Origin of the sequence: Rhodococcus sp. MEB041 (genome assembly GCF_030208955.1) — a bacterium.
Classification (GTDB): Bacteria; Actinomycetota; Actinomycetes; order Mycobacteriales; family Mycobacteriaceae; genus Rhodococcoides.
Genome location: NZ_JARVSZ010000002.1, coordinates 182,247 through 196,297, shown reverse-complemented (window position 1 = coordinate 196,297; position 14,051 = coordinate 182,247). Strand labels below are relative to the sequence as shown.

Here is a 14,051-nt window from a genome sequence, read left to right as displayed (position 1 = left end):
CATGTCCGACGCGACCGCAGCACGTCCCACGCGTCCGGCGATCGATCTCGACGCGCTCGTGGCCTCGGTGCGGGCCGGTGAGCGTGCCGGGCTGGCGCGTGCCATCACCCTCGTCGAGTCCACCCGCGACGACCATCGCGACCTCGCCCAACAGATGCTGCTCGAGCTCCTTCCGCACGCCGGGGGGTCACATCGGGTGGGCATCACGGGCGTACCGGGAGTCGGCAAGTCGACGTTCATCGACGCCCTGGGCATGACGCTCATCGAGAAGGGCCACCGCGTCGCGGTTCTCGCGGTGGATCCGTCGTCGACCCGTACCGGGGGCTCCATCCTCGGGGACAAGACGCGGATGGCACGGCTCACGGTCGCGCCCGAGGCGTACATCCGGCCGTCCCCGACGTCGGGAACCCTCGGCGGTGTCGCGAAGGCGACCCGCGAGACGATCGTGCTGCTCGAGGCGGCCGGCTACGACGTCGTGTTGGTGGAGACCGTCGGGGTCGGGCAGTCCGAGATCACGGTCGCGGGCATGGTGGACACCTTCTGCTTCCTGACGCTCGCGCGCACGGGAGATCAGCTGCAGGGCATCAAGAAGGGTGTCCTCGAACTCGCCGACGTGGTCGCCGTCAACAAGGCCGACGGGAACCATCTCCGCGACGCCAGGGGTGCCGCGCGCGAACTCGCCGGAGCGCTCAGACTGATCTACCCGCACGATGCCCTGTGGACGCCGCCCGTGCTGACGATGAGCGCGATTGAGGAGACCGGACTCACGGAGTTCTGGGACACTGTGTGCCGCCACCGCGACGTCCTCACCGCGGCAGGCGACTTCGACGCCCGCCGCCGCGACCAGCAGGTCCAGTGGGTGTGGACCATGGTGCAGGACCAGCTGATGCGCCGACTGTCGTCGAGTCCCGCGGTGACCGCCGTCCGCGCCGACGTGGAGAGGCGCGTGGCCGACGGATCGCTCACGGCCGCACTGGGTGCGCAGGAGATCCTGACCGCCTTCGACGGCTGAACTCAGGTCCCGGCGGCGAACGCCCCGACCGTCGCGAGCAGGTGATCGAAGAAGGCGTCCGGATCGGTCGACACGGCGATCGCGGCATTGGGGCGACGTCCCCAGAACCCGCGCCGGTCGGCCACCGTCGTTCCCCGCGTGAGGGTCCCGACGAGTTCGACGTCGACGGTGGCCAGGGCGTACTCGGCGATCTCCGGGTGCAGTGCGACGGCCGCCGCGAACGGGTCGTGCATGTGCGCCAGGTATCCCTCACCCTGCGCGTGGTGGAACTCCATGTAGAACCGCACCGCGTCGGTCAGGTACCGCACGACGGGCACGGACGCCGTCGAGCGTGCTCCCACCTCGTCGATCGAGAGATGCTCCACCGGAACGGATCCGGCGATCTCTGCCAGACGTGCCACGTGAGACGGGTGCATCTCGATCCGTTCCGTCAGGCCCAGGGCGCACACGATCGGCTCCCGGCCCGAGGGCAACGCGTCGAATGCGTCGAACACCTCCTTCGCGGCTTCCGGGTCGACCGCCACGTTCCATTCGGAGGTGGGCGTCGTGTTCCCCGGGTGATCGATGCTGCCGCCCATGATCACCAGACGCTTCAGCAGCACGGGCAGTGCGGGCTCGAGCCGCAGTGCCAGAGCCAGATTCGTCATCGGACCGGTCACCAGCCCGACCAGCTCGCCCGGGTTCTCGCGCGCCAGGTCCACCCACGCCTGCGCCGCCGTCCGATCGGAGACGGTCATGGTGGGCGCCGGCAGATTCGCGTAGCCCACTCCCAGCGGACCGTGCGTGTCCTCCGTCGTCATCAGCGGGGCGGTCAGAGGTGCGTCGACGCCGACGGCCACCTCCACGTCGGTCAGACCACAGATCTCCAACCAGGACAGCGTGTTCCGTGTCACCTGCGCGGTGGGCACGTTGCCCGCCGTGCAGCACACGGCCACGATCTCGGCCTCGGGACTCGCAGCCAGGTAGACCAGAGCGAGGGAGTCGTCGATTCCGGTGTCGACGTCGACGAGGAGTCGAGTGCGGGCGGGGGAGTCGACGTCGGTCATGCCGCCATCCTGTCAGGACGGGAAGCGTGGCTCGTCGCGTCCCCACGGGCGGGCCGGGAAGGGGTGATCGTCGTACTCCGCGAGCGCCGGTCGGGCCGTGCGCACGTCGTCGTGGAGGACGGTGTGCTCGTCCGTCGGCAGCACGGGGTCGGCCGGAGTGTCGACCCTGCCGTCGGCATCGAGCAGCCAGGCGGCAGTGCGTGCCAACGAGACCGACACCGTCCTACCGATGCCACCGTCGAGGCGCTGGGTCAGAGCGTCGACGATCCCCGCCGCCAGCAGGTGGCCGGACGCGTGGTCGAGCGCCTGCACCGGCAGCGCCCCCGGAACCCCGGTCGTCCCGCCGTCATCCGACCGGCCTCCGGCCTTCCCGCCGTCATCCGACCGGCCTCCGGCCTTCCCGCCGCACATGTTCGCGATGCCGGACGCCGCCTGCACCAGGCTGTCGAATCCGCGCCGCCGCGCCCACGGCCCCCGGCCGCCCCACGCACTCACCGTCCCGATGATCGCTCCGCTCGGCCGGTGCGCGCGGAGGTGGTCGTCGATGTAGGAGCCCGGCCGGTAGCCGCCGACCACCACGTCCACCGACGACATCAGCGCCGTCAGTCGCTCGTCGTCGTCGTCGACGAGCACGTCCAGGAGTGTCGAGTACTTGCCGGCGCCGGTGTCGAGGTGCTGGGCTTCGATCTCCGGCAGCAGTGGGGAGTCGACCCGCAGTACCGATGCACCGAGGAGGGCCAGATCGCGCGTGGCGACCGGGCCGGCGATGACCCGCGTGAGATCCAGTACGCGCACCCCGGCCAGCGGTCGCATCGGGTCGGTCGGTGGTTCGGGGAGCGACGGCAGACCGTCGGGACGCACGGTGGACGAGACGATGGGGCCGGAACGCGTGAAACGGCCGGGCGCCGAGCCGAACCACTCGTCCGGGGTCCGCACCGCCACGACGAGCGCGCCGAGTTCTGCTGCACGCTCCTCCACGTCCAGAGCCTCGTGGCGGAGCAGAGCCGCCGCGACGGCGGTGTGGTCGGCGTCGTCGGCGAGCTCCAGTAGCGAGAGCAGTCGCGCCCGGTGGTGCGGGTAGTTGGCGTGGGTGCGCACCCACCCGTCCGCTGTGCGGAAGAAGCCGGACAGGGCGGCGAACCCTGCGACCGGCCGCCCGTCGATGCGCAACAGTCTGTCTCCCGCGAACGACGCGGCGACCCGATCGCCGACCACCACGCGCGGTGACGGTGCGGTCAGCCCCGAGGCGACGCGGAACCGGTCGACCGCGGAACCGAGTGCAGCGACCGCACCGACGGCCAGCGCGGCCACCGGCAGGGTCGACGACAACACGCCCTCGGACACGGGTCGCACGGTGATGTCGGCGGCCTGAGCGAGACCCAGGTCGGCCTGGTACCGGTGCAGCAGGTCGGTCATACCTTGCGCGCGGAGATCTCCATGCCGGCGCCGCGGAGTCGGTGGATCAGCGCGTCACCGATTCCGGAGGCCGGGGTGAGCACGCCGCCGCCGACGGAGGGGAGTGCGTCACGGTCGAGCGCGAGCGCCAGTGCCGATTCGCCCAGCATCATGGCGGTGGCCGCGTAGCCGGGATCTCCCTTCGCCTTCACGCGCGAGACGTACCGGTCACCGGTGCTGGTGGTGGTGTAGACGTCGATCGTGAAATGCCCCTTCTGCCGGGTCTTCTCGCTGGGACCGTCGCCCGGCTTGGGCAGGATCTTGTCGAGGAGGAAACGGGTGGGCTTGAAGGCCATGCCCGCGACGAAGGCGCCCAGTCCGGCGAGCACGGCACCGGCGATCACCGGGGAGGCGGGCGACGAGCCGACGCTCATGACCTCGCTGTAGCGGAAGTTCTTGCCGTACGGGTATCCGAGCAGCGCGTTCGTGCGGCGCACGACCCGAGTGTTGTACGAGGACATCACGAACGGTGCCTTCCACCCCTTGAGATCGGGGTGGATGTCGGCGCCCTTGACGATGGGGGTGTCGCTCTGGCGTCCCAGATCCGGCTCGATCGAGCGGTCGGGGCTGAGCGAGTAGGGGCTCGCCGCCATCTTCGCCGCGGCGCGGTCCTTCGTGATCTCGTCGATCTGGCCGCGCAGCGAGTCGATGGTGCCGCCGCTGACTCCGCCGCTCATCGACGTCACGACGAGGGTGGTGTCTGTCAGGTCGCCTGCTCCGTCCTCGTGGACCTTGGAGTAGAGCGCGTGCACGCCGATGTCGGACGGCACCGAGTCGAAGCCGCAGGAGTGCACGATCCGAGCGCCGGTGGAGTGTGCGAGATCGTGGTTCTGGTCGGCACTGAGACGAGCGAACAGCACTTCGCCGGTGAGGTCGACGTAGTCCGTGCCCTGCGCCGCGCAGACGTGCGCGAGCGTGCGTCCGAACTTCGCGTACGGCCCGACCGTGGTGATGACGACCTGTGTGCGAGAAGCGATGTCGGTGAGCGCGGCCTCGTCGTCCGCGTCCGCGACGAGCAGTGGCCAGTCGGCGGCGCGGGACGGCAGACCGCGACGGGTCGACTCCAGCTTGGATCGGGACCGGCCCGCGAGAGCGATCGACGTGCCCTGCGGGGCATGATTCGCCAGGTACTCGGCGGTGAGCGCGCCCACGAAACCGGTGGCGCCGTAGACGACGACGTCCAACTCGCGATCCCCTGCCGTGTCGAGATCGGACGCAGTGTCGAGTTCGGATGGGTCAGGTGCGGAAGTCTCGGCCATCACCCGAGCCTACAAGCGCTCCTGTGACCCACCACCACTCACCACGACCACGTGTGGACGGCCTCGCCCTCGTGCATGAGCTGCAGGTAGTCGGACAACATGCCCGCCACGGCGCGCTCGCGCGACTCCCCGGCACGCTCGCGCGCGACGACGGCATTGCGTTGCCACACCGATCCGGACTGACGGCGCAGGCATCGACCCTCGATGACCCGGAGGTAGCGGTCGCGCACCTCGGTGTCCACGCCGTACGACGCGAGACCCGCCTCGGCCATGGGCAGCAGTCGGCGCAGGACCAGCTCCTGCGGCGAGATCCAGCCGACCTCCGGCCAGTAGAGCCGCGAGTCGAACCCGCCGCGGGCCGCCGAGTGCAGGTTCTCCACGGCGGCGTCGAACGACATCTGCGTCCACACCGGCCGGTCCGCGTCGACGAGCGACCGCAGGGTGCCGTAGTACAGCGCCGCGTCGGCGAGGACGTCGAGCACGGTCGGCCCTGCGGGAAGAACGCGGTTCTCGAGGCGGATGTGCTGCTCGCCGTTCGAGGTGTCGTAGATCGGACGGTTCCATCGGTAGACGGTGCCGTTGTGCATCTTCAGCTCGGTCAGGCCGGGCGCTCGGCCCGCCGCGAGTTCGGCCATCGGATCCTCGTCGGACACGACCGGCAGCAGCGCGGGGAAATACCGCGAGTTCTCCTCGAACAGATCGAAGATCGACGTGATCCAGCGCTCGCCGAACCACACGCGGGGTCGTACTCCCTGGTTCTTGAGCTCCTGTGGGCGCGTGTCCGTCGCCTGTTCGAACAGGGGGATCCGGGTCTCGTGCCACAGTGCCTTGCCGGCGAGGAAGGGGGAGTTGGCGGCCAGTGCCACCTGCACTCCCGCCAGCGCCTGCGCGGCGTTCCAGTGCGCGGGGAACTCCGTCGGCGAGACCTGCAGGTGTAGTTGCACGGAGGTGCACGCGGCCTCGGGGAGGATCGTGTCGGAGATCTCGTTCAACGACTCGATGTCGTGGCTGCCGGGCAGAGGGACCCCGGTGATCGACAGTTCGATGTCCTCGCCGCGCGCCGCGAAGATCTGTTGGTTGAGCAGGTCGTATCGCGGATTGCTGGACAACCACTGGTGGGCGAAGTGATCCTTGCCCAGCGTGGGCAGCATCCCGATCATCGCCAGGGCGCATCCCTGCTCACGAGCACGGGCGTCCGCGGTGTCCAGGGAGGTGCGTAATCCGTTCTCCAGGATGCGCATCCGGTCGCCCGCCAGCGGTTCCGGGGCCACGTTGATCTCGATGTTGAACTGGCCCAGCTCGGTCTGGAAGTCCGGATCGGCGATCGCCTCGAGCACGGCCGCGTTGGCCATGGCCGGCTGCATCGACTCGTCCACCAGGTTGAGCTCGATCTCCATGCCCAGGCGTGGCTCGTCCACCCGGAAGGTGTCGTCCGCCAACATCGCCGCCAGGGCGTCCAGACACTCCTGCACCTTGTGCCGGAACATCTGCCGGTCCTTACGGCTGAACGTGCGCTGCTCGACCTCGTCGCCCATCACGACATTGCACCACGTGGGCGGCCGCCAGGCGCACGACACGGGGGTTCGGCGGTGTCACCAGGGCGAGGCCGCGTAGTCCTTGAGGAACTTCCCGTGCAGATCGACACCGAGCTCACCCTGGACGATGGGGTCGTAGACACGAGCCGCGCCGTCCACCAGATCCAGGGGCGCGTGGAAGCCCTCGTCGGCGAGGCGGATCTTCGTCGGGTGCGGGCGTTCGTCGGTGATCCAGCCGGTGTCCACCGCGCTCATCGAGATGCCGTCGTCGAGCATCTCGTTCGCACTGGTGCGCGTCAGCATGTTCAGTGCGGCCTTGGCCATGTTGGTGTGCGGATGCCCCGGTCCCTTGTAGCCGCGGCCGAACTGGCCCTCCATCGCGGAGACGTTGACGACGTAGGACCGGCGATGCGGCGACGCCGCCAGGGCGGCGCGCAGGCGCGAGACGAGGATGAACGGCGCCACCGAGTTGCACAGCTGCACCTCGAGCAGCTCGACGGGATCCACCTGGTCGACGGTGTGCACCCAGCTGTTGGTCGGCGCCTCGTCGGGTACCAGCCCACCCGCGTCGATCGCCGTTCCGGCAGCCATGCGCTGCAGGGACGCCGAACCGGCGACGAGGGCCATGGAGGTCACCTGCGACGGCCCCATGTTCGCCATGACGGCGGTGTCGAGAGCGACGGTGTCGCCGTCGGTCTCGCCGAACGCCCCCACCAGCGCTGCCGGGTGGGCATCGCTCGTCGCGCCGAACGTGCGCACCCCGAGCGCTGCCAGATCGACGCCGTGCTCACCGTCCTCGAGGGCGGTGTACGAGCCGGCGGACCGCTTGACGGTCTGAGCGGCGTTGTTGATCAGGATGTCGAGCGGGCCCTCCGCCGCGACGGAGTCCGCGAACGCGACCACCTGCGCGGGATCACGCAGGTCGATGCCGACGACGGACAGCCGATGCATCCAGTCGTGGCTGTCGGACATCGAGGAGAACCGGCGCACCGCGTCCGCGGGGAAGCGCGTCGTGATGGTCAGGTGAGCACCGTCGCGCAGCAGGCGCAACGCGATGTACATGCCGATCTTCGCGCGCCCGCCGGTGAGCACGGCGCGGCGGCCGGTGAGATCGGTCCGGGCGTCCCGCTTCGCGTGGTTCAGGGCGGCGCACTCGGGGCAGAGCTGGTGATAGAACGCGTCCACCGTCGTGTACCGCTGCTTGCAGATGTAGCAGGGACGCGCACGCTGCAGTGTGCCCGCGGTCTCGGTGGTGGCGGCCGACGTCAGCGCCAGCCCGGCGGTCTCGTCGTCGATGCGGTCGGGTGATCCGGTCGCCGTGGCGGCGACGACGGCGCGGTCGGCGTCGGCGACGCGGGCGCGCGACTCCAGGCGGCGACGCTTCTTCGCGGCCTTGAACATGCCGGCCGTGGCACGCTGCACGGTCACGGCGTCGGGGTGATCGTCGTCCAGGGCCGCCGCGCGGTCGAGCACGCGCAGGCACGCGGCGAGTTCGTCGGGGTCGATGCCCGTCACGCTGTGCTCCGTCATCGCCGCCTCCACGCTCCCGTGTCATGACGAAAGCCCCGATTCCGTGAGGAATCGGGGCTTTCGTCGGTCTGTCTTCGGTGTCCGAGGGGGGACTTGAACCCCCACGTCCGTTAATAGGACACTAGCACCTCAAGCTAGCGCGTCTGCCATTCCGCCACTCGGACAACCCGCGTCACACCCTGCTGGTCACACACAGTTCACGATCGCGTCGCACCCATGTTCTCGGTGCGGTCGCTAAATCTAGCCGATACCGCGCCCTGGACCAAAACCGCACGTCGGAGCACCTGCCGAGGCACCTGGAGTGGTAGGAACGAGCTGTGTCCGCAACAGGAGAGAACGACCACCAGACCGAGAAGCAGACCGTGGCCGTGGACGAGGTGGTCGACCTCGTCTCGTCGCTGATCCGCTTCGACACCTCCAACACCGGTGAGCTCGAGACCACCGCCGGCGAGAAGGAGTGCGCCGAGTGGGTGGCGCGCCAGCTCGAGGCCGTGGGGTACGAGACCGAGTACGTCGAGTCGGGTGCGCCCGGCCGCGGCAACGTCTTCGCCCGACTGGCCGGCGCCGACAGCTCACGCGGCGCGTTGCTCGTGCACGGCCACCTCGACGTCGTTCCGGCCGAGCCCGCCGACTGGAGCGTGCATCCCTTCTCGGGTGCCGTCGAGGACGGCTACCTGTGGGGACGCGGCGCCGTCGACATGAAGGACATGGTCGGCATGGCCCTGGCGCTGGCCCGACAGTTCAAGTCGGCCGGCACCGTCCCGCCCCGCGACCTGGTCTTCGCGTTCCTGGCCGACGAGGAGGCCGGCGGCAGGTACGGGTCGCACTGGCTCGTCGAGCACCGACCCGATCTGTTCGAGGGTGTCACCGAGGCCGTCGGCGAGGTCGGCGGCTTCTCGCTGACGGTGTCCACCCCCGAGGGCGACGAGCGTCGCCTCTACCTCGTCGAGACGGCGGAGAAGGGGCTCGCCTGGATGCGTCTGACGGCCAAGGCTCGCGCCGGTCACGGATCGTTCCTGCACGAGGACAACGCCGTGACGTACCTCGCCGAAGCCGTTGCAGCACTGGGTAACCACCAGTTCCCGCTGGTGATGACGGACTCGGTGACCGAGTTCCTCGCCGCCGTGAGCTCGGAGACAGGCCTGGCCTTCGACCCCGAGTCGCCCGACATCGACGGCACCCTCGCCAAGCTCGGCAGCATCGCCCGCATCGTCGGCGCGACACTGCGCGACACGGCAAACCCCACGATGCTCTCGGCCGGGTACAAGGCCAACGTCATCCCGCAGACGGCCTCCGCCACCATCGACTGCCGCGTCCTGCCGGGACGCAAGGCGCAGTTCGAGCGCGAGGTCGACGCGCTCATCGGTCCGCACGTCGAACGGTCCTGGATCACCGACCTGGAGCCGTACGAGACCACGTTCGACGGGCACCTCGTCGACGCGATGAACGACGCGATCCTGGCGTTCGACGAGAACGGTCGCACGGTGCCCTACATGCTGTCCGGCGGCACCGACGCCAAGGCGTTCGCCAAGCTGGGCATCCGCTGCTTCGGCTTCGCGCCGCTCAAGCTGCCGCCCGAGCTCGACTTCGCGGCGTTGTTCCACGGCGTGGACGAACGGGTACCCGTCGAGTCGTTGATCTTCGGTACCAGGGTCTTCGAGCACTTCCTTCTGCACAGCTGACAACCCCCGAACCCATATCTCCCGAGAGGACCTCATGTCACACGATCCCTACGCCGCACTGCCGTCGCTGCCGTCGTTCGAGCTCACGTCGGACAACGTCACCGACGGTCAGCCGCTCCACGAGGACCAGGTCAGCAGCATCATGGGCGCGGGCGGCCACGACAACTCGCCGCAGCTGTCGTGGTCGGGTTTCCCGGAGGAGACCAAGAGCTTCGCCGTCACCGTCTACGACCCCGATGCGCCGACGGCGTCCGGTTTCTGGCACTGGGCGGTGGCGAACATCCCCGTCTCGACCACCACCCTGGTCACCGGAGCGGGCGACGACAGCTCCACCGGGTTGCCGAACGACGCGATCACGCTGCGCAACGACGCGGGCCTGGCCCGGTTCATCGGTGCCGCACCCCCGCAGGGGCACGGACCGCACCGCTACTTCGTGGCGGTACACGCCGTCGACGTCGAGAAGCTCGAGATCGACGAGAGTGCGTCACCGGCGTACCTCGGATTCAACCTCTTCAGTCACGCCATCGCGCGTGCCGTCATCGTGGGCACGTACGAGCAGAGCTGACGAGAACCGAGTCAGCGCGGCCCGGGCCGCGGGACAGTCTCCGTGCCGACCGCGTCGGCCACCGAGGCGAATCCCGCGGCCCGGGCTCGTCGAGCCAGGCCGACGGCGACGCGGCGCGCCCAGAACGGACCGCCGTAGACGAAGCCGGTGTACCCCTGCACGAGGGTGGCACCGGCGAGGATGCGTTCCCACGCGTCGTCGGCGGTCTCGACACCGCCGACCGAGATCAGCGTCATCGAGTCCCCGACGCGTGCACGCAGTCGGCGCAGCACCTCGAGTGATCGGTCCGCGACGTACGGGCCGGAGACGCCACCCGCTCCGAGATCCGCGGCCCCGGCCGTCCGCAGCCCGTCGCGCCCGATGGTCGTGTTGGTCGCCACGATGCCGGCGGATCCCAGCTCCATGGCCAGGTCTGCCACCGCGTCGACGTCGTCGTCCGACAGGTCGGGCGCGATCTTCACCAGGACGGGCACCGTCACGACGCTCGCCACGGCGGCCAGCAGAGGCCGCAGCGATTCCACCGCCTGCAGATCCCGCAGTCCGGGGGTGTTCGGCGAACTCACGTTGACCACGACGAAGTCCGACAGCGGGCCGAGCAGCCGCGCACTCTCCGTGTAGTCGATCGCGGCGTCCGCCGCGGGAACCACCTTCGTCTTGCCGATGTTGGCGCCGACCGGGATGTCCCCGCGTCGTCCGCGCAGACGCTCGGCCACCGCCGCCGCACCCGGATTGTTGAAACCCATGCGGTTGAGCAGGCCTCGGTCGGCGGGAAGCCGGAAGAGTCGAGGCTGTGCGTTTCCGGGTTGCGCCTGCGCGGTCACGGTGCCGACCTCCGCGAAACCGAACCCCAGCGGACCCCACGCGTCGACACCCTCACCGGTCTTGTCGAAACCGGCGGCCAGCCCGACCGGGGTGGGGAACGTCACGCCGAAGGCGGTCGTCCGCAGTGCCGGATCTCGGACCGAGAGCACGCGCGAGACCAGCGCACGCAGGGGCGCGAATCGAGTCACCGCGACCATCGCCGCGAATGCGAGGTGATGAATGCGTTCCGGAGGGAGCAGGAACATCGCGCGGAGCAGCAGCCGGTACGGGCTCACAGCCTGGAAACCTCTCGTCGGGAATCTCGTCGGTGGTGCGGCGCCGCCACTCGGTCAGAGACCGGGATCGGGCACGTGGTGCGCGGTCTTGCGTCGTTTGAGAAGTACTCGCCTGCTGCCGTCGGTGTACAGCCGGACCCGGGAGAGCTCCCACCCACCGAACTCGGCGGAGATGGCCAGCCGCATCGAGGCCGTCACTCGGGTGACGTCCGGCGGCAGCTTGATGGGCACGTACTCCCAGTCGTCCGACTGGGTCTCCCAGCCGACGGGCATCGCACGGTTGTTCCGGTTCACGGATCTCGCTCTCGTCCTCGCGGGCACTCACGCCCGGGTCGGGATCACCTGGACCCCGGCGCCACTGTTCGAGCCTACGAAAAGTTCGCCGGACTGCGAGTCCACGGCGAGCGAGTCGGGCTGGCGCACTGTGGGGAACCGTGCCGACTCGACAGGAATTCCGGAGGTGATGTCGAATCCCACCACCTCGTTCAGTGCGGTCACGGTCACCCACACGGTGCCGTCGTCCTCGCACGCGACGGCGAACGGGGAACCGGCGACGGGGTAGCGCTGTCGCATGATCAGATCGGGGTCGCCCGTGAAGACGAGCAGTTCGTCGTCGGTCGTGTCGGCGACCACGACGGCACCGTCGGCGCATCCGGTCATGCGGGTGGCCCCGTCGCCTGCGCGCAGCGCGGCGCCGAGACGTTCGGCACCGACGTTCACGGACGTCACCGACGTCTGCCGGGTGTCCAGGGACACCAGATCGTCTCCGGTGCGTACGAGACCGTCGACCGACGCCTGACCGGGGATGGTGCTCTCGACCGCGCCGTCGGCTCCCGTGATCACGACGGTTCCGGTCGGCGTCCCGACGGCGTACCCGTCGTCCCACGGCGTCACCGAGGCGGCGCCGCCGTCGATCGCGACGTCGGTCGCCTCACCGGACTGCGCGTCCACCCGGCTGATGCCCGACGACGACGTGACCAACAGTTCGCCGTCCCTGCCGGCGGAGACGGACGTGCCGGGTGCGGAGAGTCGCACCGAGCGCGGATTCTCCTCCGAGTCGAGCGGGGTCAGCAGCAGCGTCGTACCGTCGTCGGTGAGGATCCCGGCGATCCGGTCGCGAGGCTCGATCGCGAGGCCGTCGACGGTGGCCGGACCGCCGAAGCGCGGGTCGGCCGTGACGCCCGCCGGCGTGACGGTCGTGTCGGGGGACACCGCGGCGACCTCCGGCTCACGCGTGTTCAGCTGCTCCGGATCGTCGGAGTTCGCGCATCCTGCTGTGACCGTCGTCACCAGGGCGAGGCCGAGAAGGACGAAACGGGTACTGCTGCGTCGTGCCGAGTGGGCACTGGTCGGTCGGGGTGCCATGGGGGTGATTCTCCTTCAGGTCTTCTCTCATCCGATCATCTCGCCGTCCCGGCGCGAGCACAGGGGAGGGATGTGTCCACCATGACGCGTCTGTACGTTTCGACGAGTGCCTGTCGACGAGAGAGAGCGAGGGAGGGCGCATGACGGGGCCGAGCAATACGGAGTTCTCGGTGGAGGACGTGTCGGTGGGGGCGCACGCCCACGGGTTCGGGTCCACTCCGGACGGGCGGAGCTTCGCCTTCCGGGTACGCGGTAAGTCGTTGCGCGTGGAGGTCTACCGCTCCGACCTGGCGCAGGCCGTTCCCGACGATCTCGACGTCGACGCGGTCGCGGAGCGCGATGTCACGGACGTCGACCTCTCGGACGAGCGCTCGATCGTCGCCGCGGTCCGGGACGCGGTCGCCGACGTCCGTCCGCTCGACTCGCCGCAGCCGCCCGACACCACACTCCTGCGATCGCTGCTCGGGCGGCTGGGCAACGCGATCGACCCGAAGTGACGGTCAGGAACTGACGTCGTCCAGCGCGGAGGTGATGGCCGACGGAAGCGCGACCTCCTCGGCGGCCAACACACCCGTCAGCTGACCGATGTCCCGCGTCCCGACCACGACCGACGCGACACCGGGGCGATCTCGGGCCCACGCCAGAGCCACCGCGAGTGGCGACGTGCCCAGACCGTCGGCCGCCGTGATGACAGCCTCGACCACCTTCCCGCCGTCCTCACCGAGGAAGGGTGCGAGCGCGTGGCGTCGGTGATCGTCCGCGCCGCGTGAATCCGCGGGTACACCGTCCCGGTACTTGCCCGTGAGCACGCCGCCCGCCAGAGCCGACACCGCGAGAACGCCCACGCCGTGGTGGTCGGCCGCGGGGAACAGCTCGTCCTCGGCGCCGCGCGCGAGCAGGGAGTACTCCGCCTGCGCCGCGGTGATGTCGACGGACGCCGACACGGTGGCCAGCTGCCACGCCGTGAAGCCGCGAACACCCGCGTAGCGGACCCGCCCGGACGAGACCGCGTGCTCCAGAGTCGCCGCCACCTCACCGAGAGGGGTCTGCGGATCCCACGCGCCGACGCTCCACAGATCGAGGTGATCGGTGCCGAGCTCGCGCAGTGTCCTGTCCAGGTCTGCGAGGAGCGCGCGCCGCGAGCAGTCGACGGTCCAGTGCCCCGAGGTGTCCGGACGCGAGACGCCGGAATCGATGCTGAGAACCAGCTCACCGCGCGGAACCACGTCGTCGACGATTTCGGCCAACACCCGCACCGCGCGTCCGTCTCCATACGAGGCGGACGCGTCGACGAGGGTCCCGCCCGCGTCGACGAACGCCGTCACCTGCGCCGCGGCGTCGTCACCGTCGACTCCGCGTCCCCATTCACCCGTTCCGAGCCCCAGGCGTGACACCCGCAGCCCGCTGCTCCCGACCGTTCTGTGCTTCATGAAGGCAGTGCATCCGTTTCGCCGTGTTCCGTCCGTGTCTCGTCCTGCCGACACGGTGGTCGAGGCACGACCCTA

At 69.7% G+C, this 14,051-nt stretch carries 13 protein-coding genes and 1 tRNA gene; 4 read left to right on the top strand and 10 right to left on the bottom strand.

Going from position 1 to position 14,051, the window contains the following annotated elements; translation table 11 throughout:
* The first annotated feature begins 1 nt into the window (after position 1).
* Positions 2-1,012 carry a methylmalonyl Co-A mutase-associated GTPase MeaB gene (meaB, locus tag QRN16_RS04885; protein ID WP_285184914.1) on the top strand — a complete coding sequence of 337 codons (1,011 nt, stop codon included), beginning with the start codon at positions 2-4 and terminating at the stop codon, positions 1,010-1,012.
* Positions 1,013-1,014: 2 nt separating this feature from the next.
* On the opposite strand, the gene QRN16_RS04880 is transcribed toward meaB, so the two are convergent.
* The 6 genes from QRN16_RS04880 to QRN16_RS04855 form a co-directional block, all read right to left on the bottom strand.
* On the bottom strand, positions 1,015-2,058 hold the full coding sequence (locus QRN16_RS04880; protein WP_285184912.1) for a nucleoside hydrolase: 1,044 nt from the start codon (positions 2,056-2,058) through the stop codon (positions 1,015-1,017).
* A gap of 12 nt (positions 2,059-2,070) precedes the next feature.
* Positions 2,071-3,474 (bottom strand): CoA transferase, encoded by a 1,404-nt coding sequence (locus tag QRN16_RS04875; RefSeq protein WP_285184909.1) that lies wholly within the window; start codon positions 3,472-3,474, stop codon positions 2,071-2,073.
* The gene (locus QRN16_RS04870; RefSeq protein ID WP_222648994.1) at positions 3,471-4,772 is read right to left on the bottom strand and encodes a saccharopine dehydrogenase family protein; all 1,302 of its coding nucleotides are present in this window, start codon (positions 4,770-4,772) and stop codon (positions 3,471-3,473) included. Before QRN16_RS04870 ends, QRN16_RS04875 begins: the two co-directional genes overlap by 4 nt.
* A 38-nt stretch (positions 4,773-4,810) precedes the next feature.
* On the bottom strand, positions 4,811-6,307 hold the full coding sequence (locus QRN16_RS04865) for a glutamate-cysteine ligase family protein (RefSeq protein WP_027505325.1): 1,497 nt from the start codon (positions 6,305-6,307) through the stop codon (positions 4,811-4,813).
* A gap of 57 nt (positions 6,308-6,364) precedes the next feature.
* Positions 6,365-7,837 (bottom strand): SDR family NAD(P)-dependent oxidoreductase, encoded by a 1,473-nt coding sequence (locus tag QRN16_RS04860; protein WP_285184905.1) that lies wholly within the window; start codon positions 7,835-7,837, stop codon positions 6,365-6,367.
* Between the two features lie 78 nt (positions 7,838-7,915).
* A tRNA-Leu gene (locus QRN16_RS04855) sits at positions 7,916-8,001 on the bottom strand.
* A 153-nt stretch (positions 8,002-8,154) separates the two neighbouring features.
* Between QRN16_RS04855 and QRN16_RS04850 the strand changes: the two genes are divergently transcribed.
* The gene (locus tag QRN16_RS04850) at positions 8,155-9,519 is read left to right on the top strand and encodes a M20/M25/M40 family metallo-hydrolase (protein WP_285184903.1); all 1,365 of its coding nucleotides are present in this window, start codon (positions 8,155-8,157) and stop codon (positions 9,517-9,519) included.
* 34 nt (positions 9,520-9,553) lie between these two features.
* Positions 9,554-10,084 carry a YbhB/YbcL family Raf kinase inhibitor-like protein gene (locus tag QRN16_RS04845; protein ID WP_285184901.1) on the top strand — a complete coding sequence of 177 codons (531 nt, stop codon included), beginning with the start codon at positions 9,554-9,556 and terminating at the stop codon, positions 10,082-10,084.
* Positions 10,085-10,095: 11 nt separating this feature from the next.
* Here the strand turns inward: QRN16_RS04845 and QRN16_RS04840 are convergent, their stop codons facing one another.
* The 3 genes from QRN16_RS04840 to QRN16_RS04830 are packed head-to-tail and all read right to left on the bottom strand — an operon-like array spanning position 10,096 to position 12,546.
* Positions 10,096-11,181, bottom strand: coding sequence for a quinone-dependent dihydroorotate dehydrogenase (locus tag QRN16_RS04840; RefSeq protein WP_285184900.1), 1,086 nt, complete (start codon positions 11,179-11,181; stop codon positions 10,096-10,098).
* Positions 11,182-11,235: 54 nt separating this feature from the next.
* The gene (locus QRN16_RS04835) at positions 11,236-11,454 is read right to left on the bottom strand and encodes a DUF5703 family protein (RefSeq protein ID WP_037185612.1); all 219 of its coding nucleotides are present in this window, start codon (positions 11,452-11,454) and stop codon (positions 11,236-11,238) included.
* A gap of 48 nt (positions 11,455-11,502) precedes the next feature.
* Entirely contained in the window at positions 11,503-12,546 is a 1,044-nt protein-coding gene (locus QRN16_RS04830) for an NHL repeat-containing protein (protein ID WP_285184897.1), read from the bottom strand.
* Positions 12,547-12,686: 140 nt separating this feature from the next.
* Between QRN16_RS04830 and QRN16_RS04825 the strand changes: the two genes are divergently transcribed.
* Positions 12,687-13,043 (top strand): hypothetical protein, encoded by a 357-nt coding sequence (locus QRN16_RS04825; RefSeq protein WP_056444616.1) that lies wholly within the window; start codon positions 12,687-12,689, stop codon positions 13,041-13,043.
* A gap of 3 nt (positions 13,044-13,046) precedes the next feature.
* Here QRN16_RS04825 and QRN16_RS04820 read toward each other — a convergent pair whose 3' ends face one another.
* Positions 13,047-13,976, bottom strand: coding sequence for an aldo/keto reductase (locus tag QRN16_RS04820; RefSeq protein WP_222631102.1), 930 nt, complete (start codon positions 13,974-13,976; stop codon positions 13,047-13,049).
* Positions 13,977-14,051 lie beyond the last annotated feature (75 nt).